General features: G+C 36.6%; 18 protein-coding genes. 8 read left to right on the top strand and 10 right to left on the bottom strand.

Annotation, left to right across the window (positions count from 1 at the left end; genetic code table 11):
- Positions 1-51: 51 nt before the first annotated feature.
- The gene (locus ACMA47_RS19475; RefSeq protein ID WP_413931109.1) at positions 52-273 is read right to left on the bottom strand and encodes a hypothetical protein; all 222 of its coding nucleotides are present in this window, start codon (positions 271-273) and stop codon (positions 52-54) included.
- A gap of 92 nt (positions 274-365) precedes the next feature.
- Here ACMA47_RS19475 and ACMA47_RS19470 point away from each other — a divergent pair, with 92 nt between their 5' ends.
- On the top strand, positions 366-905 hold the full coding sequence (locus ACMA47_RS19470; protein WP_413931108.1) for a hypothetical protein: 540 nt from the start codon (positions 366-368) through the stop codon (positions 903-905).
- Positions 906-939: 34 nt separating this feature from the next.
- Here the strand turns inward: ACMA47_RS19470 and ACMA47_RS19465 are convergent, their stop codons facing one another.
- Positions 940-2157, bottom strand: coding sequence for a hypothetical protein (locus tag ACMA47_RS19465; RefSeq protein ID WP_413931107.1), 1218 nt, complete (start codon positions 2155-2157; stop codon positions 940-942).
- 512 nt (positions 2158-2669) lie between these two features.
- Here ACMA47_RS19465 and ACMA47_RS19460 point away from each other — a divergent pair.
- The 3 genes from ACMA47_RS19460 (at position 2670) to ACMA47_RS19450 (ending at position 7520) form a co-directional block, all read left to right on the top strand.
- On the top strand, positions 2670-5174 hold the full coding sequence (locus tag ACMA47_RS19460; protein ID WP_413931106.1) for a PIG-L family deacetylase: 2505 nt from the start codon (positions 2670-2672) through the stop codon (positions 5172-5174).
- A gap of 100 nt (positions 5175-5274) precedes the next feature.
- The gene (locus ACMA47_RS19455; RefSeq protein ID WP_413931105.1) at positions 5275-6966 is read left to right on the top strand and encodes a sodium:solute symporter; all 1692 of its coding nucleotides are present in this window, start codon (positions 5275-5277) and stop codon (positions 6964-6966) included.
- Positions 6967-7001: 35 nt separating this feature from the next.
- On the top strand, positions 7002-7520 hold the full coding sequence (locus ACMA47_RS19450) for a DUF2911 domain-containing protein (protein ID WP_034697549.1): 519 nt from the start codon (positions 7002-7004) through the stop codon (positions 7518-7520).
- Between the two features lie 102 nt (positions 7521-7622).
- Here the strand turns inward: ACMA47_RS19450 and ACMA47_RS19445 are convergent, their stop codons facing one another.
- Together ACMA47_RS19445 and ACMA47_RS19440 are read right to left on the bottom strand one after the other, a co-directional pair.
- A complete protein-coding gene (locus ACMA47_RS19445) occupies positions 7623-9134 on the bottom strand; it encodes a serine hydrolase (RefSeq protein ID WP_413931104.1) in 1512 nt (503 codons plus the stop codon).
- A gap of 269 nt (positions 9135-9403) precedes the next feature.
- On the bottom strand, positions 9404-10225 hold the full coding sequence (locus tag ACMA47_RS19440) for an alpha/beta fold hydrolase (RefSeq protein WP_413931103.1): 822 nt from the start codon (positions 10223-10225) through the stop codon (positions 9404-9406).
- A gap of 529 nt (positions 10226-10754) precedes the next feature.
- Between ACMA47_RS19440 and ACMA47_RS19435 the strand changes: the two genes are divergently transcribed.
- Together ACMA47_RS19435 and ACMA47_RS19430 are read left to right on the top strand one after the other, a co-directional pair.
- The gene (locus ACMA47_RS19435) at positions 10755-11345 is read left to right on the top strand and encodes a Crp/Fnr family transcriptional regulator (RefSeq protein WP_413931102.1); all 591 of its coding nucleotides are present in this window, start codon (positions 10755-10757) and stop codon (positions 11343-11345) included.
- A gap of 185 nt (positions 11346-11530) precedes the next feature.
- Positions 11531-11923, top strand: coding sequence for a Rid family hydrolase (locus ACMA47_RS19430; protein WP_413931101.1), 393 nt, complete (start codon positions 11531-11533; stop codon positions 11921-11923).
- Between the two features lie 131 nt (positions 11924-12054).
- Here ACMA47_RS19430 and ACMA47_RS19425 read toward each other — a convergent pair whose 3' ends face one another.
- The 6 genes from ACMA47_RS19425 to ACMA47_RS19400 form a co-directional block, all read right to left on the bottom strand.
- On the bottom strand, positions 12055-12393 hold the full coding sequence (locus ACMA47_RS19425) for a hypothetical protein (RefSeq protein ID WP_413931100.1): 339 nt from the start codon (positions 12391-12393) through the stop codon (positions 12055-12057).
- 67 nt (positions 12394-12460) lie between these two features.
- Complete coding sequence (locus ACMA47_RS19420) at positions 12461-12976, bottom strand: hypothetical protein (RefSeq protein WP_413931099.1); 516 nt, start codon at positions 12974-12976, stop codon at positions 12461-12463.
- A gap of 11 nt (positions 12977-12987) precedes the next feature.
- Complete coding sequence (locus ACMA47_RS19415; protein ID WP_413931098.1) at positions 12988-16701, bottom strand: glycohydrolase toxin TNT-related protein; 3714 nt, start codon at positions 16699-16701, stop codon at positions 12988-12990.
- 24 nt (positions 16702-16725) lie between these two features.
- On the bottom strand, positions 16726-18180 hold the full coding sequence (locus ACMA47_RS19410; RefSeq protein WP_413931097.1) for an ATP-binding protein: 1455 nt from the start codon (positions 18178-18180) through the stop codon (positions 16726-16728).
- Positions 18181-18287: 107 nt separating this feature from the next.
- Positions 18288-19730, bottom strand: a complete 1443-nt coding sequence (locus ACMA47_RS19405; protein WP_413931096.1) for a contractile injection system tape measure protein — start codon at positions 19728-19730, stop codon at positions 18288-18290.
- 46 nt (positions 19731-19776) lie between these two features.
- Positions 19777-20097 carry a hypothetical protein gene (locus ACMA47_RS19400; protein WP_034699477.1) on the bottom strand — a complete coding sequence of 107 codons (321 nt, stop codon included), beginning with the start codon at positions 20095-20097 and terminating at the stop codon, positions 19777-19779.
- Between the two features lie 562 nt (positions 20098-20659).
- Between ACMA47_RS19400 and ACMA47_RS19395 the strand changes: the two genes are divergently transcribed.
- On the top strand, positions 20660-21244 hold the full coding sequence (locus ACMA47_RS19395; RefSeq protein ID WP_051934615.1) for a DUF4255 domain-containing protein: 585 nt from the start codon (positions 20660-20662) through the stop codon (positions 21242-21244).
- 55 nt (positions 21245-21299) lie between these two features.
- On the top strand, positions 21300-23018 hold the full coding sequence (locus ACMA47_RS19390) for a phage tail sheath family protein (RefSeq protein ID WP_413931095.1): 1719 nt from the start codon (positions 21300-21302) through the stop codon (positions 23016-23018).
- The last annotated feature ends 55 nt before the right edge of the window (positions 23019-23073 follow it).

The raw sequence follows: 23073 nt of genomic DNA, 5'->3' as shown, positions 1-23073 counted from the left end.
AAATTTAGTAAAGATTTATATATTAAGGAGTATATAAACTTTTATTGAAATCTATATTCCAACCATTTTAAAAAAGCTGGCAAGAGTTAAATTTCTGGCATGGCAGATTCGCATTATTGTAAGAAGAGCAATTTGATAATCTTTATCGTCTTTTATTCTTCGAACGGTCTTTTCATCAATATTATGATCTACTGCAAATTTGCTGTTATTGTTCAAAGGGATAACCCATTCATCCCTTATAAATTCAACAATTTTTCTATTTGCTTCTGTCATAGGAACAAATAAATTACATATTCTTATAAAAATCTCGGACTTGAGTCCGAATGTTTATGTTTTTTTATTACATTTATAAAAAAATGCAAACAATGAAAAAAAGCAGAACAAACTCCGATCCCCGGTTTCGGACAGATAAGAAACACTCCGGCTTACAGCTGATAGAAACTTTCTTTCAGTTCAATGAGCTGGATGTTTCCAAAGAAAGGCTCAGCAATATTATGAATTATGCAGTAAAGAGGAATAGCTGGATCAATGAAGATCCGGAGGTGATCTTTGAGTTTCATCAATCGATGAGGTCGTTGATCCGGGCAGGATACCTCATCATGCTGAAAGAAAGAAAATGGACGGTCGATACCCAGCCGGAAAAGATTTCCCCGTGGGTTCTTGGTCTGCTTTCGGAGAAAGAATACCGGAATCCGCTATTGGTCTTCAAAAAAGCATTCAGAGCCTACAGCATCAAAGAGTTTGATTATTTTATGTCCGGAATCGTCTATTTTTCAATGGGTGTTTATGAAAATCTACCGGAAAGGAATATCGTGATGCCCTACATTCATACGGTTAAAATGCTGGATGCCGCACACCTTATTCTTCAGAGAGGGAGAGAAAAGAAGATCGCTGAAACCCAATAAAAATAAGAAATGCCCCTTTTTCAGGGGCATTGTGTTATTGAGCTTTTACCTGCTCTAACTTGATAAATATTTTAGTAAGGTTGGGCTGGGCATTGCCTGAACTAGGAGCACCTGCCATAATGGTTGCCGTATAAGCGGTTTTTGAAGAAGAATTACTGTCAATCCAGGTATATCTTCTATGCTCAGGTCCACCGCTGGAACCATCTATAATTCCTATGTTCCCCCAATAGGCGCTACCCATTGCTCCTGTACCCTGAGGAAACCAGGTAGCTGTTGCATCTCCCATACCGCCCCATACTCCTGAAGTAATATTGTTGGTAGTTTGAGCTGCTCCAATATAACCGCCATATTCGGTATTGTAATTCCAATATAGATTTACGGTAGAACCTGTATTGTTAAACAACTGTACATTAGGATTGGCAAGGGTTGTCCCACTTGTGGTATCAAATATTACTCTGATCGAATACTTACCATCCGGGGTAGCAAGAGGGAAGGTGTAGGCTTGTTTCCCGTTCGGATCGGTGGTCAGGGTAGGATATCCCATCACAGCTACAGAGGCAATGTCTGCACGGCTGGTATTTCCTACGGTAGCGGTACAGTTTTGTGCTGCTGTTAAGAAAGGAACAGTAGCGTTGGTTATAGGAAGAGTCATATCATTAGCAGTGGTAGGAGTTCCACTCACCGAAAATACCAGTTCACCATCCCCAAACTCCAGAGTTCCGGGTCTTAGCTGAAAGGTTAATCCATTCGCTACAAAAGGAGCTCCTGAATTATAAGAACCTCCGTTTCCTCCACTATAAGTAATTCTCAGGTTTCCACTGAAAGGAGTACCTGCTGTATAAGTAGAAGGGTTTAAATACGCTGTAGTACACTGTAATGCAGTAATGGCCGGAGCTACAGCATTGGTTGCCTGTGTAAGTCTTTGCCATACAGATCCATCAAAATAATAATAGCCCATCGCAGTAACATTCACACGTTGTCCGGCAGTATCTCCACCAGTAACGTCTGTAATGTAAATTAATGCTCCACTCTGATTGCTGCCATAGGTAGCCGTATTTGCGGTAAGCTCAGCTCTTGTAAGCCTCGGGGCCTGTAATCCGAATGTTTGGGTATTATCCGTAATCAGTCCTGAAGTATCTCTTTTAGCAGAGACATCCACTGTTGTTTTAGGTGAAGTAGTATTGAACCCTACTTGGGCAAATGAGAATCCTGAAATAAGGATAGCGCAGAATTGCGTAAATTTTGTTTTCATATTAAGGTGTGATTTTGTGTAAGCCAAATATAACTTTTTTTATGGATAATAAAAAGCAATGACTTTATTATTGATAAAAATTAACTAATTGGTAATGTTCTGTCTGATTTTGGTATTTTATTTCCGGTTAAAATTATTAATGTCAAATTCTGTTTTTATATAAATCGTATTCTTTAATTGATGTTTAATCGAAAAAATAAGGTATTGATTATGGGTTTATGGTGCAAAACTTTCATTTTTGAAATTGCTGATTTTATGAATGTAAAGGATGTAGTCTACTTCATTGATTAACTGGAATATATGGATAAGCGTATCGCTTCATCAGCGACAAAGTCGCATTACTTTGCCCGCTTAGAATAAAGCGCAATTATTGATGAACTTTGCGTTTATCTTTTTTCTTCACACTATGATTTTGCGAAAAATATAATAGAATGTTTGGAGTTGCCGGATGCTTTTTCTTTTATGGTTGAAAGAAAGATGATTTACTTATATTTGCCGCAAAGCAAATTTAAATGTTCAAAAAAGTAAGCACTGTATTTATTCTTGGCTTTTATACGGTATTTTGTTCGGCCCAGCAGGTCCGACCTTCCAAATCATCTGAAATTTACCGTGAAATCAAAACGCTGAAACATCTTCCTAAAGTTTTATACCTTGCAGCTCATCCCGATGATGAAAATACGGGATTACTGTCCTGGTTAATCAATGATCAGAATGTAGAAACAGGTTATCTGTCTTTAACCAGAGGTGATGGTGGCCAGAATTTATTAGGCACTGAGCAAGGTTCTGCATTGGGTTTAATCAGAACACATGAGCTTTTAGAGGCCAGAAAGTTAGACGGTGCCCAACAGTTTTTTACCCGTGCGATTGATTTCGGGTTTTCTAAAAATACTACCGACACTTTTAAACAATGGGATGAAAATAGCATCATAGCGGATGTCGTTTGGGTAATCCGAAAATTCCGTCCGGATGTTATCATTTGTCGTTTTCCTCCTACTGCGGCGGCAGGGCACGGGCAACATGCGGCTTCGGCTGTGGTGGCGGAAAAAGCTTTTAAGCTGGCTGGCGATAAAACTGCTTTTCCGGATCAACTGAAATACGCTAATGTGTGGCAACCCAAACGCGTATTGTGGAATACTTTCCGCTTTGGTGGGGTGAATACAACTGCTGAAAATCAACTGAAAGTTACCGTTGGACAATATGATGCACAACTGGGAATGGGCTATGGTGAATTGGCAGGATTAAGCAGAAGTTTACATAAAAGCCAGGGGGCAGGAACACAGTCTGTAGCCGGCATCAGAACAGAATATTTTTCCCACGTTACCGGTGAGCCTGCAAAAACAACACTTTTCGATGGGGTAGTTAAAACCTGGACCTCACAAGGAAACGCTGATATTGACCAGTCATTAGATCAGATTATTTCTGCTTTCAATTTCAATAATCCAGACCTCAGCTTACCTGCTTTGCTTGCTTTGAGAAAAAAGGTCATGGCACTCAAAGATGGAGATCTGAAAAAGGATAAAATTAAATCTCTTGACCATATTATTTTAAGCTGTGCCGGGTTTATGGGTGAGGTTGTTACCAATCAGGCTGAAGCGGTTGCCGGGGATCACTACAATTTCAGATTAAACTTGATTTCAAGAGCTGCAAATCCTGTTATTTTAGAGGATGTACAATGGCTAAGTCAATCAGAAAACTTCAATAGAAAACTATCAAAAGATTCTTTAATTACCATTCAGCATGATATTCAGATTCCTGCTGATGCAGCACTCACAGAACCTTACTGGTTGGCAAAACCTCCCGTGAATGCAGCCATTTTCTCTGTTCCCAATGATACTTTAATCGGTTTGCCGGAGGCAGAATCACCGCTGAATGTTTTACTGGGTTTAAAAATCGGTTCAGAAAAGTTTCAGGTTAAACTTCCTTTATCTTTCAAGAAATTGGATCCGGTGCGTGGTGATGTGGTAGAAGCATTGCGTATTGTTCCTGCACTGGAACTGAAATTTACACAGTCTCTTTATTGGGTTAAAGAAAATGAAGATTTACGTTTGAGCTTAAATTTTAAGGTGAATTCCAGCAAACCATTCAATAAAGGTGTTTTGAACCTTATGTATAACGGAGAACGATTAGGAAGCACTGATGTAAATTCGTTCAATGGGAAAGATTTTACCGTTGATTACGTTATTCCCAAAACGAAGCTTGCCTCAATACATTCTGCTCGTTTGCCATTGGATGCCAGTTTTGTTGCAGATGGAGTAGCTTACAATAAAAAACAAGTATTAATTCAGTATCCGCATTTACCTTCTTTACAATATTTTGCGCCTGCAACTTCAATCGTAATGAAAGGCGATATTCAGGCGAAGATTAAAAAAATTGGTTACATAGAAGGTGCTGGTGATTTCATTCCTGAGTTCCTGCGCATTGCCGGTATTCAGGTAGATGTCCTGAAAGACGAAGATTTTTATGGAAACATAGATGAATCCGTTGGAAATGGCAATCAAAACAAACTATCACAATATGATGCCATTGTATTGGGTGTTCGTGCAAATAACACCGAGAAAAAGCTGGGCCGCTGGATGCCTTTTTTATGGTCCTATGCCAAAGCCGGAGGGAATCTGGTGATGCAGTATAATACCAACCAGGATACCACTGTTGACAAATTGGGGATATACAATTTCAGTATTGCCAATAAGCGTGTTACAGAAGAAAATGCTGCAGTTACGTTTTTAAATCCCAATCATAAATTACTGAACTTTCCGAACAAAATTACTGCGGATGATTTTAAAGGCTGGGTACAGGAGCGTGGTGCCTATTTCCCTGCTCAATGGGATGCAGCATATGAACCACTTTTTGAAATGCACGATACAGACGAAGAGCCTCTTCAGGGGTCAACTTTATATGCCAAATACGGGAAAGGTAATTTTATCTATACACCGTTGGCATTTTTCAGACAGTTACCTGCAGGAAATGTAGGAGCTGCCCGTTTATTTTTAAACTTTTTATCTGCACAGCAAAACTGATGAACAAACAACTTAAAAACTGGAATATCTGGTACATACTATTAGCCGTTGCATTAGTAGTACAGATCGTATTTTATTATGGATTTACTAAATTCTGGGCATGAGTAATATAGATTGGACCGTTCTTATTGTTACACTTGTGGCGGTGGTTGTTTATGGCGTATTGATCGGCCGTGGCCAGAAGAGCAACGAATCATACCTGAAAGCAGATAATAAAATGCCCTGGTATATTGTACTTATAGGGATTATGGCCACGCAGGCAAGTGCCATTACATTTCTTTCAGCACCGGGCCAGGCTTATACAGACGGGATGCGTTTCGTTCAGTATTACTTTGGTCTGCCGTTGGCGATGATTGTGATCTGTATTACCTTCATCCCGATTTTTCAGCGCTTAAATGTGTATACTGCCTATGAATATTTAGAAAATCGTTTTGATAAAAAAACAAGGGTACTCACTTCACTGCTTTTTCTTTTTTCTAGAGGTTTATCAACGGGAATCAGTATTTACGCTCCGAGTATCATCTTATCAAGCGTTTTAAACTGGAATATTTATTTAACCAATGTTTTAACAGGTGGTATTCTGTTGATTTACACCTATATTGGTGGAGCGAAAGCGATCGCTCACACGCAGAAATTACAGTTTCTTATTATTCTGGGAACAATGGCTTTTGCAGGATATTTGCTTATTCAGAATATGCCAAATGGAATTGGTTTTAATGATGCACTGTATCTGGCGGGGAAATCCGGGAAGCTGAATGTCATCACCACAGAATTCGACTGGAAAGATAAATACAATATCTGGAGTGGAATAATTGGTGGTTTTTTTCTGGCACTTTCTTACTTCGGTACAGACCAGAGTCAGGTTGGGAGATATATCACTGCGAAAGACAATACCAATGCAAAAATGGGTTTGCTGCTGAACGGATTGGTTAAAATTCCAATGCAGTTTGCTATTCTCCTGATTGGTGCTTTGCTTTTCGCTTTCTTTTCTCTGAAACCGGCTCCGATTTATTTTAACGAACGTTCTTATCAGCATTTAAAGGAAGCAAATCCTGAACAGGCTGCAGTTTTTGAAAAAGAGCATCAGGATTTACAGTTAAAATTTAACGCAGAATCGAAAGAAATTTTAAAATTAAAAGAAACTCATTCTCCTCAACTCCAAAAAATACTTCAGGATTTCAAAAATACACAGACAGAAGTAAAAGCATTGCATAACAGGGTAGAGGAGGCTATCAATCATTCAAACTATAATGCTGAGAAGACGGATACGAATTACATTTTCCTGTATTTCGTAAAAAATACCTTGCCTGTAGGGATGATCGGTTTACTGTTTGCCGTCATTTTTCTGGCCAGCTGGGGTTCCATTTCGGCTGCGCTGAATTCCCTTGCTGCCTGCTCATTAAAAGATGTTCATTTATTATTTAAAAAAGAACTTCCTGATGAGAAAACCGAACTGAAGTACAGTCGTCTGCACACTTTAGCATGGGGTGTTTTCTCCATCGGGGTAGCCATGTTTGCCACGCAAATGGGTTCTCTTATTGAAGCCGTTAATGTATTAGGTTCTCTTTTCTACGGTCCGATATTGGGAATTTTCCTGGTGGCATTTTACTATAAAAAAATTAACGGAGCGAATGTATTTATTGCTGCAATTTTATCAGAAATTACGGTCATTGCCATTTATCAGTTTGATATTGTTTCTTTCCTTTGGCTTAATGTCATAGGGGCAGCAGCGGTCATTATATTTTCAGCAATCGGATTGCTGTTTTATAAGCAGAAAACAGTAAATTCGTAAGCAAATAATAATAAAAAACAAACAAATAAAATATTATGAAAACAATGATTAAATCTGCTACTGTACTTTTCGCAGCAGTGACACTTTCAGTAAACGCTTTTGCACAGGAAACTAAAAAACCTGCCAGCCCTCCGGCTACTGCTACGGGAAAAATTAAAGATGCAAACATTACCATTGCCTATAGCAGTCCTTCAGTAAAAGGACGTACAATCTGGGGTGGTTTGGAAGCTTATGATAAAGTTTGGCGTGCAGGTGCTAATGAAGCTACTACTTTCGAAACAGATAAAGATATTACCGTTCAGGGTAAAAAACTACCTGCAGGTAAATACAGCTTTTTCTTAATTCCTAAACAAAGCGGAACCTGGACTGCGATTTTTAACAAAGAGCCAAAACAATGGGGTGCTTATAAATATGAACAAGCTAAAGATGCTTTACGTGTGGATGTAAAAACAAAGGCTTTACCAGCAACACAGGAAGCTTTAGTTTATAAAGTAAACAATAATGGATTTACAATGGATTGGGATAAAATCTCAGTTCCTGTAGAGATCAAATAAATGTAAATATAAGAAATGAAAATCCCGGTTAATCCGGGATTTTTGTTTACCATTTTGATACTGTATCAAAGATTACGGTCATTACATCGTAAAAAGTATAATTTATTTTTGAGTAGTCAAAAGTTGGTTGATTTTCAAAATCATTTCCTTTGCATTCTGATTGGTCGGATCAAGCTCCAATGATTTTTGATAATCGCTTTTTGATAAGGTATATTCTTTTTTGTTAAAATAAGCTTCACCACGGCTGTCATATACATTTCCTGACGTTGGAAACTCATTGACATTTAAGTTGAAAATCTTAAGTGCTGCCTCTGATTGGTTGTCTCTTAGAAATTCATAACCAAGCTCGTTGAGTTCGTTTTCATTGGAGAAGTTGTAGCCATTGGGATTCTTCTTTTTCAGTTCCTGGTACAATGCAATTCCTTTGTCAATATTTTTTAAACATTCCTTTCTGATGGTTAAGGCAATGGATTCTTTTTGAGGCTCAATGGGGTAGTTTTTCCATTGGTTCAAACTGGCAATACTTAAAAGAATTTCATCGATGAGTTTGAAGTTATTACCGTTAGTCATTACTACCAGACCGTTTCCGTCTTCAACACTTCCAATATAATAACACGCAAAACCTTCATTTCCGCCACTGTGTCCGAAATATTTTGTGTCTTTGAAATCATTCAGAAACACACCGTAATTATTTTCAATTCTCTTTACAGACATTTCCTTTGATAAAATTTTATTCGATTTGCCTGCTAATGACAACTGCGTTTCGATGATATATTTTGACAGATCATTGGGGTTTGTCCATAAACCGGCGGCTGCTTTTTCAGGATAAATATGATATTTACCTTTTACTTCTTTTCCGTTATTATAAGCCGTTGCAAGTAATTTTTCTTTATCTGAAGAAGGTGGCTGATGATAAGAACTTTCGTTCATGCCTAACGGAGTCAAAACATTTTTCAACATATAATCTTCATACTTTTCTCCTGTAGTATTTTCAAGGATTAATTGTGAAATGGTTGTTCCTCCTCCTGAATATTGAAATTTAAGGTTGGGCTCAAACACGGACCGCACTGCAGGAGAATTGGCTGGTTTTTGTCCATCGAGAATTTGTAGTAGAGTAGGTAGTTCTTTTCCTTTTTGATAGCCTCCGAAACCATGAACAGATAAACCTGCTTTATGGCTCAACAGATTGGCAAGAGAAATTTTTTTGCCTTTTGAAACCGAATCGTATGGAAATTTCCAGGTTTTTAAATAATTATTGATGTCATCGTCCAAGACTAATTTTCCTTGTTCAACCAATTTTAAAAGACCGAGGCTGTTGATAGACTTGCTGATAGATGCGACCTGAAACAGTGTTTGCTGGGTAGCTTTTCTGTTTTCAGCAACGTCTGCATAGCCATAAGCTTTTATCCATTCTATCTTATAATCTTTTATGACCGCAATGCTTACCGCATTCATGTTGTAGAAAGCCATTCTTTCTTTGAGCGTCCATTTTTTTGTTTTCGATGTATCCCAGCTGAGCAGATTGTCTTCGAATGATTTTATTTTGTCCTTCACACTTTGGGCGAAAACATTCAATGATAAAGAAAGCAGTAGGATGAGGTGTATTTTTTTCATTTAGAAATATTTAATTGATTGTGTATGTAAAATAAGACAATTCAAAAGAGAATGTTATTACATTTTATACCTGTTTTACTTCCTCGTTTCCTTTTCCATTTTTTCTATCATTTTTCATTCCACCAAGACCTATTGTTTTTAATAATCATCTAATGCTAAATTATATTGCTGATCGGTATAATAAACTTCTCCCAGACTATCTAATAGATTATTTTGTCTCGTATAAAAAAAGGGGAATCATTTTCGATTCCCCTTTTTTATATTGTATATTAAGCCTCAATAAATTCCAAAAGATCTTTATTAATGGTTTCGTGTTCTGTTGTAGGCATTCCGTGGGGGAAACCTGGGTAGGTAATCAGTTTACCGTTTTTCAATAGCTTTGCAGATTTAATAGCAGAGTTTTCGATGGGAACAATTTGGTCATCTTCTCCATGAAGAACAAGAACAGGAATATCCACCGCTTTTAAATCTTCAGTAAAGTCAGTCTCGGAAAATGCTTTGATTCCGTCATAATGTGCCACAATTCCGCCCATCATTCCTTGTCTCCACCAGTTTCTCTGTACCCCGTCTTTTACAGTGGCTCCTTCTCTGTTGTATCCGTAGAAAGGGAAAGTCAAATCAAAATAAAACTGGTTTCTGTTATTCAAAGTCTGTTCTCTGATTCCATCAAAAACTTCCATCGGAACACCGTCAGGATTGTTTTCACTTTTTACCATTACAGGTGGAACGGCGCTAATTAAAACTGCTTTTTTTGCTCTTCCGTTAGAATATTTGTGAACGTAACGGATCACTTCACCACCTCCAGTAGAGTGACCAATGTGAACGACATCTTTCAAGTCAAGGAATTCAACCAATTCTGCAGCGTCAGAAGCATATTGCTCGATGGTGTGATTGTAAATATTCTGGCTGGAACGACCGTGGCCTCTTCTGTCGTGTGAAATTACTCTGTACCCTCTCTGAAGGAAGAAAATTACCTGTGCATCCCAATCGTCTGATGATAATGGCCATCCGTGGTGAAACATTAATACTGGTCCTTCTCCCTGGTCTTTATAAAAAATCTCTGTTCCGTCTTTTAATTGTAATGTGCTCATTGTTTTGAATTTTTAATGTTTGGTTAATTTATTTGATAAGTATTTGTTTTCTTATTTCTTCAGCAAATGTATGGTGGATAAAGCAGGTAGAAATTAATCTAGTTTAATTTCGTACATTTTGATAAAGTTTTTTATTCCGATAGCTATTTCTATCTTCCATTTGCTTCACTCATAAAGCTGCCTTCAACATCCGTATCTATTTTCTCTTCCAAACTAACACAGTCACCCAATTTTTTTACGATTATAAAAAAAACATGAAATTCTAAAAAGAATGATCGAAAATAATGGAGGTTGAAAAGGGAAAATACAACATGATGAAAGAGTTTACCTGCGTTATGTCAAAGAAAATGAAGCAGATAGTATTTTGCTGAGTTCAGGATTGTAAAAAAGTTTGAAAATGAGATTGAAAATTTTTGTAAAAATATAAACCAAAAATGGGAAGATAATTGTTCATTACGGCTGTGGAAGCGGGCTCCCGAAGATTGAAGTTTACACACTTTTGTCTAATTTGCAGTCGTAAAATAAATTTATGTTTCAAAATATTATCAAAAACATCTCACGATTTGTTACTTTAACAGAAGAAGAGGAAAACATTTATGAAGGCTTGCTCACACTTCAGAAGTACCCAAAGAAAACACACCTTCTGCGCGAAGGAGAAATTTGTCAGTTTGAAGGTTTTATAAGACAGGGCTGTACGCGAACTTATTATCTTGATGAAAACGGTTTTGAAGTGACCCTTCTGTTTGCTGTTGAAGATTGGTGGATTACGGATATTGATTCTTTTAATAATAAAACACCTTCGAAGATTTTTATAGAAGCCCTGGAAGATACCGAAATTTATATTTTGAATCCTGAAACTAAAGAGGAATTACTGCAGAAGGTTCCGAAGTTTGAAAGAGCATTCCGGCTGATGATGCAGCGGTATGTGGTAACCCTTCAAAACCGCCTTATTAATACAATTTCTCAACCTGCGACTGACCGTTATCTGGAATTTATCAGGGTTTATCCTACTATCCCGCAGCGTGTGGCGCAGTATTATATTGCATCATACCTTGGTGTTTCTAAGGAGTTTGTGAGTACAATCAGGAAACGTTTAGCTATTAAAGAAAAACAGAAATAATAAGAAGAAAATTTACCTTTCTCGAAGTGAAAGCAAAAATTCAAAAAATTCTTAGGATGGTTTATACAGAATGTGTAAATCACCTTTTTATTTAGAATAAAAGAAAAAGTCATTTATTAAACCAGTTCAATTTCTGAGATTTTTATCAGTTCTATATTTGCCTTATTAATTTAAACAATAAAAAAATGTTACAGGAAAACAAAACAGCAGAAGGCTTGGGAATGCCTTGGGAAGATATCTACGGGTATGCACAGGCGGTAAAAAAAGGAAATACCGTTTGGATTTCCGGTCAGTTAGGTCACAACAAGAAAGGTGAATTAGCGGAAGGAATGGAAGCACAAATGAAACAAACTTATGCAAACATCAAAGAATTATTGTCAAGATATGATATGACGATGGAAAATGTGGTGGAAGAAGTGATCTATGCAATGGATATGACGACGGCGTTTGAGGCGAGGAAAAATTTCAAAACAGAATTTTACGATAACCCTAAAGCTGTTGCCAGTACAATGGTTGGAGTAAGCGGGCTTGCATTACCTGAGCAGCTTGTCGAAATAAAAATTGTGGCAACTGTATGAGTTTCTGATCTTGAAGAGAAAAGGAAGATGAAAACGGGTGCGGATTGATAAAACTGATTTATTGTAATATTGATGAGGTTTTCAGATAAAAAATCAGAGCAGAAATAATCTGCTCTGATTGTATTTTTTACTTATTGATAAATGCCTTCTAAAAACAGCATATACCTTCCGGGCTGAAATTCTCCATATGAAAACAGATAGATCACATCATCCTTTTTCAGATAATGAACTTCTAATCCCTCTTCAGATACAAATTTTTCTATAAAAGTATTTTTTACATTAAATTGACTTTCTCTGATGATGGTTTCAAAGCTTTCATCATCTATTTCTTTTTTTAAATCTCTTAACGGACTGTTGTAAAAATCAATCAATTTGATTTTCTGATTTTCAATTTCAAAAATTTCTTTTAGGCATTCTTGTTCATCGCCATCAAATAATTTTTGCCTGGTTATTTTGTTTTTTCTGATCATATTTTTTTAGTTTAGATTTAATATAATAATTTACTAAAGGATATGTTCTTTAAGCTTCAATTTAAAATTATTGTGCTTCTGAAATCAATTTTTCTATTAACTTCCAATCAACATTTTCATCAAAATGATCCCAATCTGAAATTTGGTTTGGTCTGTTTTCAGGGGTTAAAGGAGATACATAAAATATACATCGGTAAGCTGTTTCCCTAATATTAACTTCAGTATTTTTATTTTCGAGAATTGAATAAAGTGTTTTCATAACTGATGCTTTATTCTGGTTACGATATGTGTTTGCCCAACTTATCAGGGCATCTGATCGTACATCGTCATCTTTATCATAAGAAAACATTTCCCATGCTTTATCTCTAAATTCGTCCATTCCCCAATAAAAGCACAAAACTCTGATGGATGCACTACGTGCCTGTTCGTTGGGATCGTCACATATTTTTACAATAGTATTCTTTAATTGATTTTTTTCCTGAGGTGTCCAAGAATATTTTTTTCCGCAATCTATTAGCAAATCATATAATTCGTTTCCGTCTGATTCATTTTCCAGTAATTGCTGCATTTCTTTTACATTCATGATATTTGTAATTAATTTTTTATTGTTTTATTTATTTCTTCTTTTAATTTACTTAAATCTTTTAGTAAATCTTCAAATTCCTGATAGTTTAATGGATTTTTAGACATTTGGCTTTTTAAAGCTTTCGTAGCATTTATAATACTGTTCATTGCTTGTTCATTTTCAGCCAGATGATCATAAGGAGTTCCATTTGAATCTAAAATTTGCTCTCCTCTTTTCTCCTTAATTACAGCAGCTAAATCATCTGGTGTTAGATTTTTTTTAATACTGTTTCGAGCTTTCTCAAGCTTTCTCTTTAAATCCTGTAAATGATGAGAAAAATCCAAATCCCTCCATTTCTTTAAGAAATTATTTCTATAGTTCTGCCAATCAATTAATCTTTGTAGTTCTTCGGGAGTAAGCGGAGGCTTATTTTTTCCTGTTGAAGTCAATTGATCTTCTGGATATCCTGTGGTTTTTACTTTTTCAACCTGAACTACCTCTTCCTTGCTATTGATTGGTGTATTTTCTTCTCCTACGTCTTTAATTCCTGATGTATGTTCACCTTCTGTAATAACTTTTGACTCAGCTAAAGTAGTGTTTTTTGGTGCTTTACCAATAGGTTTTATATATCCTTCTTTTATTAAATCATTGATAGATACCGGAAGTTCATATTGAATACCTCCACCTTTTTCTCCAAACCAAGGAATGATTTCTCCTTCACTGACTAGAGGTATGTCTTTTAAAACTTTATACCTTGTATATGGTTTACTATCTGTCCCTTTAGATAAAGCTCTGTCTGTATAAGGAGTACCATCTTTTCCTGCAAAGGTTCCTTTATCCTGGAAAACTCCATTTTCATCGATCCATCCGCCGTATCTGTCAAAAATACTTCCTTCTTTTAAGGTAACTTCTATGGTGCTTGTTGCTCCACGGTTTGGAGGCCAGTTTCCATTGAGATTCTTATCCGTAAACAATTGTTCTAATTGTTTCCAGTTTTTATTTTTAAATAAATCATAAGCCTGTTTTGCGATTTCATCAGATGGGAAACCGGTTTCAACGGATTTTAGGAACTGGTTAAAATTGGGTTGTTTGTAAGTATTCTCCAGAGCGTGTACTGCTGGTTTATTGCTGGCTGTATTTTTAGGTGATTTTCCACCTGTTAAATTTTTAGGTGTATCAATAAATTCACTATGCTGCTCCGGATTATAAGATTTTTTGGAGGTTTGCTTCGATGTTTGTCTTTTTACCTTTGGCAGTTTCTCTAATTCTCCTCCTTTTAAGTTTTTACTGCTTAGCATTACCAATCCTGCAGTTAATGTCAACTGTCCTAAAATTTTAACTATAGCATCTATTTTTTCTGCAGTAGTTAAGTTTTTATTATCATGGATATCTTGTATGCTTTCTAAGCCATCAGCTGTAATCATCACTGCAGCAGTACCATTAAGGGCAAAATCAGTTAAAATGATATACTGCATTCCGGTTGATGAAATTTTTATAATAGAAGAAGCCTTAGCGATGCTGGATAATGAGCCTGCCATCCCTAAAAAGCTGGAAGCTATCATAATGACATCCAAAGCCAGGGTTTCGTTGGTTAATGTTCCTTTTTGTACTTTATCAATAATGCTGGCGGTTCCGGAAGTGGCACCTGTGGCACCTGCAGCTATAAATAAGTAAGGTGCAATAGGTGCTGCCGGCGTAAATGAGGCTACCAATCCTGCTACTGCGAAACCTAAAGAAGCCCAACCCGCTCCGGTGGAAAGCGATTCCATGAATGATGCTCCGTTAGTAGTGAAATTCCCTTTTAGAGTAGGATAACCTAATGTATTGGACGGAATTTCATAAGCCAGAATACCATCCGGATAGGTGTTTCTGCTGTCAAATTCTTCAAATAAATCTTTTAAATTATTTCCTTCATAAGTACGTTGGTGCTGTACGCCTGGAGTAAGATCTGTTAATACATAATTGCCTGGATTCTTTTTGCTTTTTCCTATAAACAAATTGAGTGACAAGGTTTCTGTTGTTTCCTCATTGATGGCTACGGCATTAATAGCTAATGCTGTTTGGGGAGCAATACTATTAAAGCTTCTGTCAATGTTTTTCTTATAGTCTCGGATGTTTTTTAGAGCCTGATAATCATCCTTTGGTAAGATAACCTGTCGGTAAGATGCTTCCTGACCTGTCAGATTATTATTTTTGTCTAATACCAGACAATGAATGGTATAAACTCCTGTTAGTGAGTTTACAAAAGTAGCTGTTGCCTGTGCCGAATTCATATTCCAGCCATCTTTACCGAAATATTCTCCTCTTTTATAACCGTAGACATCTGCATTTTTAGCATATTCTACTCCCATTTCTTTTGGAGTATTGATTTCAGCAAACCAGAAATAATGATGATCTTTAGGAATAGGTTGTCCTTTAATCGAATAATACAAACGTGGAACATGATTAGGAGAAACACTTCCAATTTCTTCAGGGTTTTTAGATTCGGATTTAATAAAGAAATTCGGATTGCTTTTCTGCTCTTCAGTTGCTCCTTTTGAAAGATTGAACTCAATAAAGGCTACCTGTTGTCTGAAATCTGAATAATTTTGAATTTTATTCTTTTTCAAATCACCAGCTGCTGCTGCTTCAAGGGTCTTAACCTGATATTCTTTGATATGAGCTCTGAATTCCTTTGTTAGAGTATTTTCTATGATGAAAACAAATGTAAAGTTCCCTGGTTGATGGGTATTAATGGAAAACTGGCTGATTACTGTTCCATCCTGTCTGAAAGTTTTAGTGTCCTTTCTAAAAGGGTATTCAAACAGATTGTACACTCTGCCATCATTCTGGATCAATACTTTTCGGACAACTTCAGGAACTTTAGGCTTGTTTCCTTCAGCATACATAACAGGGGTGTCATATTGATAGGTACAATCAAACTCTATAGGCTGTCCTTCTATGGCATACTTTGTCTTAGGCTTAATCCATGATCCTTTACCTGTGACAACCACTTCCTGCAACAGCTCACCTTCGGGGTTTGCCGGCTCTGGCTCCAGCTGTGGTTGTGGCTCTTCATAGTTTGCATATAATAACCGGATAGCCTTAAATAAATCTTTGTTGCCTAATTCTTCATATAAATCCTGTACTAACCCTACTTTTCTTTTAGGTTTGTATGTTGCGTCATAATATTGAATAAGCTCGTATCTTTCTTCATAGGAAAGTTTTTCTAAAGCCGTAAAAACTTTATCTTCATCAGTTCCTGCAAAAATCCCCAGTGTTCTGTGCTCAAAGGCTTCGTACAACATTTTTGCACGTTCAGAAACAGGAAGTCCAGCTTCTTTCCGACTGTTTAAGAAATTCAATGCTTCATTCATTTTCAGCAAGGTTTCCCTATTAAGAGTGCCCGAAGTATTGATATTATTCTTACGTTGAAAATTGATGATCCCGGTCTTTGTTTCGTTCCAGAAAAGATTCTTATTTTCAGGGGTTTTATGTCCTAATTTATTAAGGGCGTTATGAAGTGTTGAAACATGCTGCCCTTTGTCAAATAATTGAATGACAGACGCATTTTTTTCTACTTTATTGAATGCTCTGTTTTTTAAAGGTTCGTATGTTATTTGGGTAGATTCTGTCTTGGCGAGAGATATTTTGCTGTCCTGATCGGTGATTGGCTCATGCTTATCTTTATCCTCTTTACTATTGGTGTTTTGCTTCCCGGACCTGCCGGCCCTGGGTGCAAATGTTTTTTTGTGTCTGCTCATGTTATTGGTTATTAGATGAGTTTTTTATTCTTGTTTTTGTACAAATGGGCTGAGGCGGGATTGATTTTTTCCAAAAGCCTTTTCGTTTTCTATCATTAAATAAGTGCTTATTAACGAATAGGTAATGCTGGTTTCATTACGGTCATGCAATGCCATCGCTACATTTTTCATAATGTTTCGGATATTGGCTCCGGTATAGGTATATTCTTTGGTTAAATGTTGTAAAAGGTCATTACTTTCAAAAGTTATGTTTTTAGGCAAATAATGCTCCCAAAGGGCTTTTCTGGTAGTCTCTGTAGGACGTATTACATTGACGGAAACATCTATACGGCGCTTGAAAGCATCATCCATATTGTTTTCAAAATTGGAAGCCAGAATTGTTAGTCCGTCAAACTTTTCTATTCGTTGCAATAAATAGGAGACCTCCTGGTTGGCGTATCGGTCGTGGGCATCTTTTACATCAGAACGTTTCCCAAACAAAGCGTCAGCTTCGTCAAAAAACAACATACAGTTTTTACCCTGCAGCCTGTTGAATAACACTTCAAGATTTTTCTCCGTTTCACCAATGTATTTGCTTACTACCTGCGAGAGATCTACATGGTACATATCAATACCATAGGTGTTGGCAAGAATTCCGGCCAGCATTGTTTTTCCCGTTCCCGGTGCACCGTAGAATAAAGCAATGAAGCCTGGTTTGAAACTATGCTCATTGGTTTTGAAAAAGCCATTTTCCAATGCTTTGATATAATGTCCGATGGGTTTTATCTGATCTCTCACATTATCTTCCAAAATAATATCATCCATGGTGAGATCAGACTTGTAAAGCCTGCCGGGAAAGTAAGAACCATGATCCAGCTGTGGTTTCTGCCCTGATAAGAAATAATTGAGATAAGCGGTATCCAATTCAATTTTTCCATGAATAAATTCTGTTGAAGAACGATTGTAAATAATATCATTTTTCAATAGTACACTGCCATTGACGAGTTGTGCACCATACTGAGACCACAGTGATAAATCTTTACCTGCCAGTAAAAAAAGTGCGGTTTGAAATGTTGGTTTAAAGCTGCGGCTGATTCTATCATATTCACCACCTGCTTCAATAGCAAATGCATTGCTGCTTTCTTCTATCTGTACAAATGTTTTCAGGATAGACGGATAATGAGCCGAAGCAATGCCCAGCGCCAAGATGATTCTGTCCAGAACAGTAAGCTGGTGGGTATTTATTGTAACAGAATAGGGAGATTGATCATCTGATTCCGGAGTTTCAGGTATTTCATAGCCAATATTCAACGCTGTCTCATCTTCCAGAAATAATTCTTTGCATCGTTTTTCTATAAGCGATTGCAACCATTTCATTTCTTCATTTAAAGAGTTATGATTGACAGGATTGGCTTGAAATAAAGGATTGATTACTTCTGTTTTTTCATTAATATTTGTTTTTATTAATGGTGAGTGTTCATGGTTATTAGGAGATTTCATAATCTTATTTTGAATTAATAGGGTTGCAGTGAGGGTATTGCTGATGTAAAATCAGCAACTTCAGAGTATTTGGAAAGTTGTAGAGTATTAGAAAATGTAACCTGTTATCACCAGTTTACGAATATGAATTTTTTCTGCCAGGGGAGTTTTACGAGGCCAATTCCCCAGGAAAGTTTTTCAAGAAGAATATCCTGTGTCTTTCGTTCTACAATAAGGGTATTATCAGAGTCGGTGATGACTAATTTCCCCGGGCGCTGGAAAAACTCATTCTGTAGTAATGCTGCAGATGATTTTTTCATGGGAGCCCAGTTGTACTGTACACTTTCTATGACATTTTTAGCCTGCGATTTATGCTTTCGTGAAAGTTTAATATGCCTGTTAATGGTTTGATGCATCGGGATATTACACAGGAATTTTTCAAAAATCATGTCATATTCAGGAGCATTTGTTTTTCCGGTGGCGATATAATGCAGTAGGTGGGCACACAATTCAGGATCAAGGAGCTGCTGGGTTTTGGGATCCAGGAGTTCACAATGCTCAAACAGAGGTTTGATGAATGGATGGATCAAAATAAGCCCTGCATTTGGAATGTATTGTCCCTCATTCTGGTTTACCTCTTTCTGAATGATTGCATTTTTTTCCTGAATGGTTTCTATTGAATGACTTGTATTTTCAGGCTGATCTGCTGCATTTGTTCTGATGTTTTCAGAAATTTCATGTTCTGTAATAAAGGGGAATATCTTAACTATTGTTTTCCTGTTCTGATGATTGTTTTTTGTTGTTGATAAACCAATCTGTTCTATTGTTGAAATTGCTTGTAAAAGATATTCCCGGGGATGATTATTGGATGTATTCAGATACTCCGATATGACATTGAAGACCAAATGCCATACTGCATTTCTACCCGCATGACTCAGTTTCGATAAATGACGTATTGTACCAGACTCCAGGTTGATGACCAGTTTCTTATTTTTCAAAACTGCCAGGCATAATTGTGCAATTTGTTCATTGGAAAACTGATTGATAAGCCGGTTTCGGACATTTTCTTTTGATAAAGCAGCTATGATACTTTTTTGAAAGCCGGTGGCCAAAATAAGGTGATCAAAAACCGCTGGTTCCAGAATAGATATCGTATTGCTCTCCGAGCTCCACCAGGGCATAGTTCCTTTTTCTAAAAAATAGATCAATGCTTTGAGCATCTTTTCCTGATGATCTATCAGATAGGATTTAGGATCACTTTCTGTTTCCTGATGGGAAGGTTCAACGGGTTTAGTAATTTCTGACAATTCATCTTTAAAGAGTTCAGCTATTTGCCACTTTAACTCCGTATTTAATGTGCTGCTTTTTACTTCCACATTTAATTCTAAACGGGGAATCTGCAGGGTATGACCAGCCAACTTATATTCTAAAGCTTTGATATGCTTTTCTATTTCCGGGAAAACATCAATAGACAAAAAGCTATTAATATCATCTTTTATACGAAGTGCCTTTTCTTTGTTGTTGACGGTAATTTCAAGAAAAACTTTCTGAATGATATGATTTTGTTTCACATTAAATAGGTTTAAATGATACAATATTAAGAATCGTCAAACTGTTCTACTTTTTGTCGAATTCTCCACCCCAGAAACCTGCAGGACAAAGACTGAATCTTGATCTCTGCTTGGCACTCAATCTGCATCCGCAGCCTCTTACAAATCCATCTTTTGGACCATCTATCACTTCCAGAGTCTCTGGATTGAGCCATTTCATTGCGTTGCAATTGTTGCCGTTTTTTAAAGGACATGCATTACAGATTTCTTCCCTTAAAGAGAAAATAGCTTCTTCATTTTGATCTGCTACACCCAATTTTGAACGTAGTTCATTAAAATGACCGCCAATGATTTCATTGCGTTTACTGAAAAGATTTTTAATGTTCATATGATTAATGTTTTTAAAATTATTGGGTCAAAATTAGAAAGAAGAGATCCTATTTTTCGAATTATAAGGCCGCTCTATTCTGTCTTTGCAGTAAAAGACAAAATCATATCCTAAGGATTCAGATTTATATTTTCTCGAAATTACCGCATGCAGAAAAGTTGATCTTTTTCATCAGGAAAGCCTATGTTTTTTTGGAGAACTTGTACTTTAGGCAATCAATCATCCTATTCGATAATGTACCATTCAAAAAATGCAGGACCACTAAAAACAGCCGGGATAATCATAGGTTGAAATACAATGTTTTTTTTAAGCAGAATAAAGTTCAATTGGCAGACTGAAATTTGCCCATCATGGGAGGCGAAAAATCTTCAGGTTAAAATTTGATTTTTAAATATCGTTTTTAACACATTTATCTTCAGTGTATTAATGGTGTTGTTTTTAGTTTTCTTTGATAAGAATTAAAATCCTATTTACTGCAAAGACTGTATTGAGCGCCCAAAATATTTGTCTTTTGAGGGGGTGTGATTGTATGTTTGCACCATAATAATTAAGAACAGAAATTATGATTAATAAAGTATTAACAGTTTTAAAAAATCAGCTAAATGCTCCGGATGGTTTATGGGATCCTAACGTTCCTAGTGAGATTGAAATTGCTATCGTTGATGACATCGCAAAACATGATGAAAACACTGAAGGACTTAGTAACAAAGTGGTAATTAGTCTGCTCAATATTGAGGAAGAATCAACATTGAAAAACAGATCAAGATATCAGCCGGTTGTGGTGGAAAATAATCCGGTCCGATATGATAAGGAAAGTACTCCTGCTTACTTAAATCTATATGTAATGATCGCTGCCAATAGAAGTACGTACAGCAAATCTTTACTGAGTATTTCGAAAGTTATTGAAGTATTTCAGGCCAAGAATGTTCTGGAGTATGTTGATCTTGAGCCTGAAAATAATTTCAGCTTCAGAATTGAACTGCATTCCATTCCCTTTGAACAGCTAAGTTACGTCTGGGGTTTATTAGGCGGAAAAATAATGCCTTCTGCTTTATATAAAATCAGTGTGATAAAAATTGCAGCTAAGGAGGTAGTTCCTGTTAAATTAATTAATGACATTAATATACAGAGTATTAAAGTTGATTAATCATAAAAACAAAAACTAAAAAACTAAAAACTAATAACCCTTTAAACTTTTGAACATGTTAAATCCAGCAACACCAGGTGTTTCTGTTGAAGAAATTACGAAACTTCCATACTCAGTTGCCTACATAGAAACGGCTATGCCAGCATTTATCGGGTATACCGAATTACTCCCTGTTGGGTCTAATGAGCCCTTCATAATCCGTTCTCTTTTAGAATATGAGCAATATTTTGGAAAAGCAAAAGAAGAAAATATCCAGCTGCAGGATGTAGAAGGCAAAGGAGCAACTATTGTAGCACCTCATGCACAATTTTTAATGTATTATTCATTGCAAATGTATTTTGCCAATGGCGGTGGACCGTGTTATATCATTTCTGTAGGGGATTATACATCAGCACAAGTACAATTATCCTCATTGGAAGCGGGATTGGCTAAAATTGATCATAAAAAAATTAAAGAGCCCATTCTTATTATTTTCCCTGATGCTATTTCGCTCACCAATGAATCTGAGTTTTATAGTATTTACAATCAGGCTATTGATAAAGCTAAAGATGAGACTAAAAACAGGTTTGTTATACTGGATACTTATTACGGAAATTCTGTTATCCAATCAGACAATCTTACCACGATTGAATCTTTTAGAAATAAAGTAAACCCGACTAATCATGCGGCAGCTTACTTTCCTCACCTGAAAACCATTTTGAATTATACTTTTGATGAGACTAATACACCTATAGTACATACCGGTTTACAAAAAGCAGGACAAGAAAGTACTCTTTTTTATGCGGGGGAGGCTGCTGCTTTAGATGAATTAAAAAGTTTGGCGAGTGCCGAAATCTCAACCGGGTCTGCGGATGCTTACGTTCTTGCTGATTTATTAGGTCAGGCTATTGCGATAGCAGAAGAAGTAAATGAAAATGCTGATGCGGGTAATAAGAAAAATGCTTTAACCGTAGCAATTTCTGAGGCACAGATTGTATTAGAAGCCATTTATGACGGAACAATAGATGATTTTATGATCCCTGATGGCTCAGATGAAAATGCACCTGGTTTCACTGGAGAGTTTACTGATTTAAAAACGGCAATTCTCGGGGTACAAGACGAAAAAGGAGATGCAGACGGGATTACCCTTAAAAATCTGGAATCATCCAATTCGGCATTATACAATCAGGTGAAAAAAGAAATACAGTCATTAAAAGTTGTTTTACCGCCATCATCAGCAATAGCAGGCGCATACGGCAGAATAGACAGTACAAGAGGAGTGTGGAAAGCTCCGGCAAATATCAATATCAGCCATGTCATTATTCCGACAGAAAAAATTTCAGATCAGGAACAGGCTGCTTTAAATATAGATGATTTAGGGAAATCAATCAATGCGATCAGAACTTTTACAGGAAAAGGTACTTTAATCTGGGGAGCAAGAACTCTTGAAGGAAAAGATAAAAATGATGAAGGGAAAGATAACGAATGGAAGTATGTACATGTACGCCGCTATTATAATATGATCAGACAATCGGTGAACGATGCCCTCAACAAGTTTATGAATGAGCCTAATATCCCTCACACATGGTTACGTGCAAAAACAATGCTGGAAAATTTTCTTAACCAGCAATGGATGGAGGGTGCATTGGCAGGAAGTACTCCGAAAGAAGCTTATGAAGTAACAGTGAAAGGAGTAGAAGGAACTACTATCATGAATGTAGACCTTAAAATAGCATTAGTGCGCCCTGCAGAGTTTATTGTACTCAACTTCTCGCACAAATTGCAACAGTTCTAGAAAGTTAAAATCAATAAATCAATCACGAATAAATACCCGAAGTTCTACTTCGAGG

Origin of the sequence: Chryseobacterium sp. T20 (genome assembly GCF_047345655.1) — a bacterium.
In the GTDB taxonomy this organism is placed as follows: domain Bacteria; phylum Bacteroidota; class Bacteroidia; order Flavobacteriales; family Weeksellaceae; genus Chryseobacterium.
The sequence above is the reverse complement of the archived record's forward strand: the minus strand, read 5'-3'. Positions and strand labels throughout refer to the sequence as shown.

What these genes read in the sequence shown, in the direction of transcription:
- ACMA47_RS19425 (WP_413931100.1), bottom strand. Translation starts at nt 12,393, where the DNA reads ATGATCAGAAAAAACAAAATAACCAGGCAAAAATTATTTGATGGCGAT.
- ACMA47_RS19460 (WP_413931106.1), top strand. Translation starts at nt 2,670, where the DNA reads ATGTTCAAAAAAGTAAGCACTGTATTTATTCTTGGCTTTTATACGGTA.
- ACMA47_RS19475 (WP_413931109.1), bottom strand. Translation starts at nt 273, where the DNA reads ATGACAGAAGCAAATAGAAAAATTGTTGAATTTATAAGGGATGAATGG.
- ACMA47_RS19390 (WP_413931095.1), top strand. Translation starts at nt 21,300, where the DNA reads ATGTTAAATCCAGCAACACCAGGTGTTTCTGTTGAAGAAATTACGAAA.
- ACMA47_RS19395 (WP_051934615.1), top strand. Translation starts at nt 20,660, where the DNA reads ATGATTAATAAAGTATTAACAGTTTTAAAAAATCAGCTAAATGCTCCG.
- ACMA47_RS19470 (WP_413931108.1), top strand. Translation starts at nt 366, where the DNA reads ATGAAAAAAAGCAGAACAAACTCCGATCCCCGGTTTCGGACAGATAAG.
- ACMA47_RS19465 (WP_413931107.1), bottom strand. Translation starts at nt 2,157, where the DNA reads ATGAAAACAAAATTTACGCAATTCTGCGCTATCCTTATTTCAGGATTC.
- ACMA47_RS19415 (WP_413931098.1), bottom strand. Translation starts at nt 16,701, where the DNA reads ATGAGCAGACACAAAAAAACATTTGCACCCAGGGCCGGCAGGTCCGGG.
- ACMA47_RS19450 (WP_034697549.1), top strand. Translation starts at nt 7,002, where the DNA reads ATGAAAACAATGATTAAATCTGCTACTGTACTTTTCGCAGCAGTGACA.
- ACMA47_RS19440 (WP_413931103.1), bottom strand. Translation starts at nt 10,225, where the DNA reads ATGAGCACATTACAATTAAAAGACGGAACAGAGATTTTTTATAAAGAC.
- ACMA47_RS19400 (WP_034699477.1), bottom strand. Translation starts at nt 20,097, where the DNA reads ATGAACATTAAAAATCTTTTCAGTAAACGCAATGAAATCATTGGCGGT.
- ACMA47_RS19420 (WP_413931099.1), bottom strand. Translation starts at nt 12,976, where the DNA reads ATGAATGTAAAAGAAATGCAGCAATTACTGGAAAATGAATCAGACGGA.
- ACMA47_RS19430 (WP_413931101.1), top strand. Translation starts at nt 11,531, where the DNA reads ATGTTACAGGAAAACAAAACAGCAGAAGGCTTGGGAATGCCTTGGGAA.
- ACMA47_RS19455 (WP_413931105.1), top strand. Translation starts at nt 5,275, where the DNA reads ATGAGTAATATAGATTGGACCGTTCTTATTGTTACACTTGTGGCGGTG.
- ACMA47_RS19410 (WP_413931097.1), bottom strand. Translation starts at nt 18,180, where the DNA reads ATGAAATCTCCTAATAACCATGAACACTCACCATTAATAAAAACAAAT.
- ACMA47_RS19435 (WP_413931102.1), top strand. Translation starts at nt 10,755, where the DNA reads ATGTTTCAAAATATTATCAAAAACATCTCACGATTTGTTACTTTAACA.
- ACMA47_RS19445 (WP_413931104.1), bottom strand. Translation starts at nt 9,134, where the DNA reads ATGAAAAAAATACACCTCATCCTACTGCTTTCTTTATCATTGAATGTT.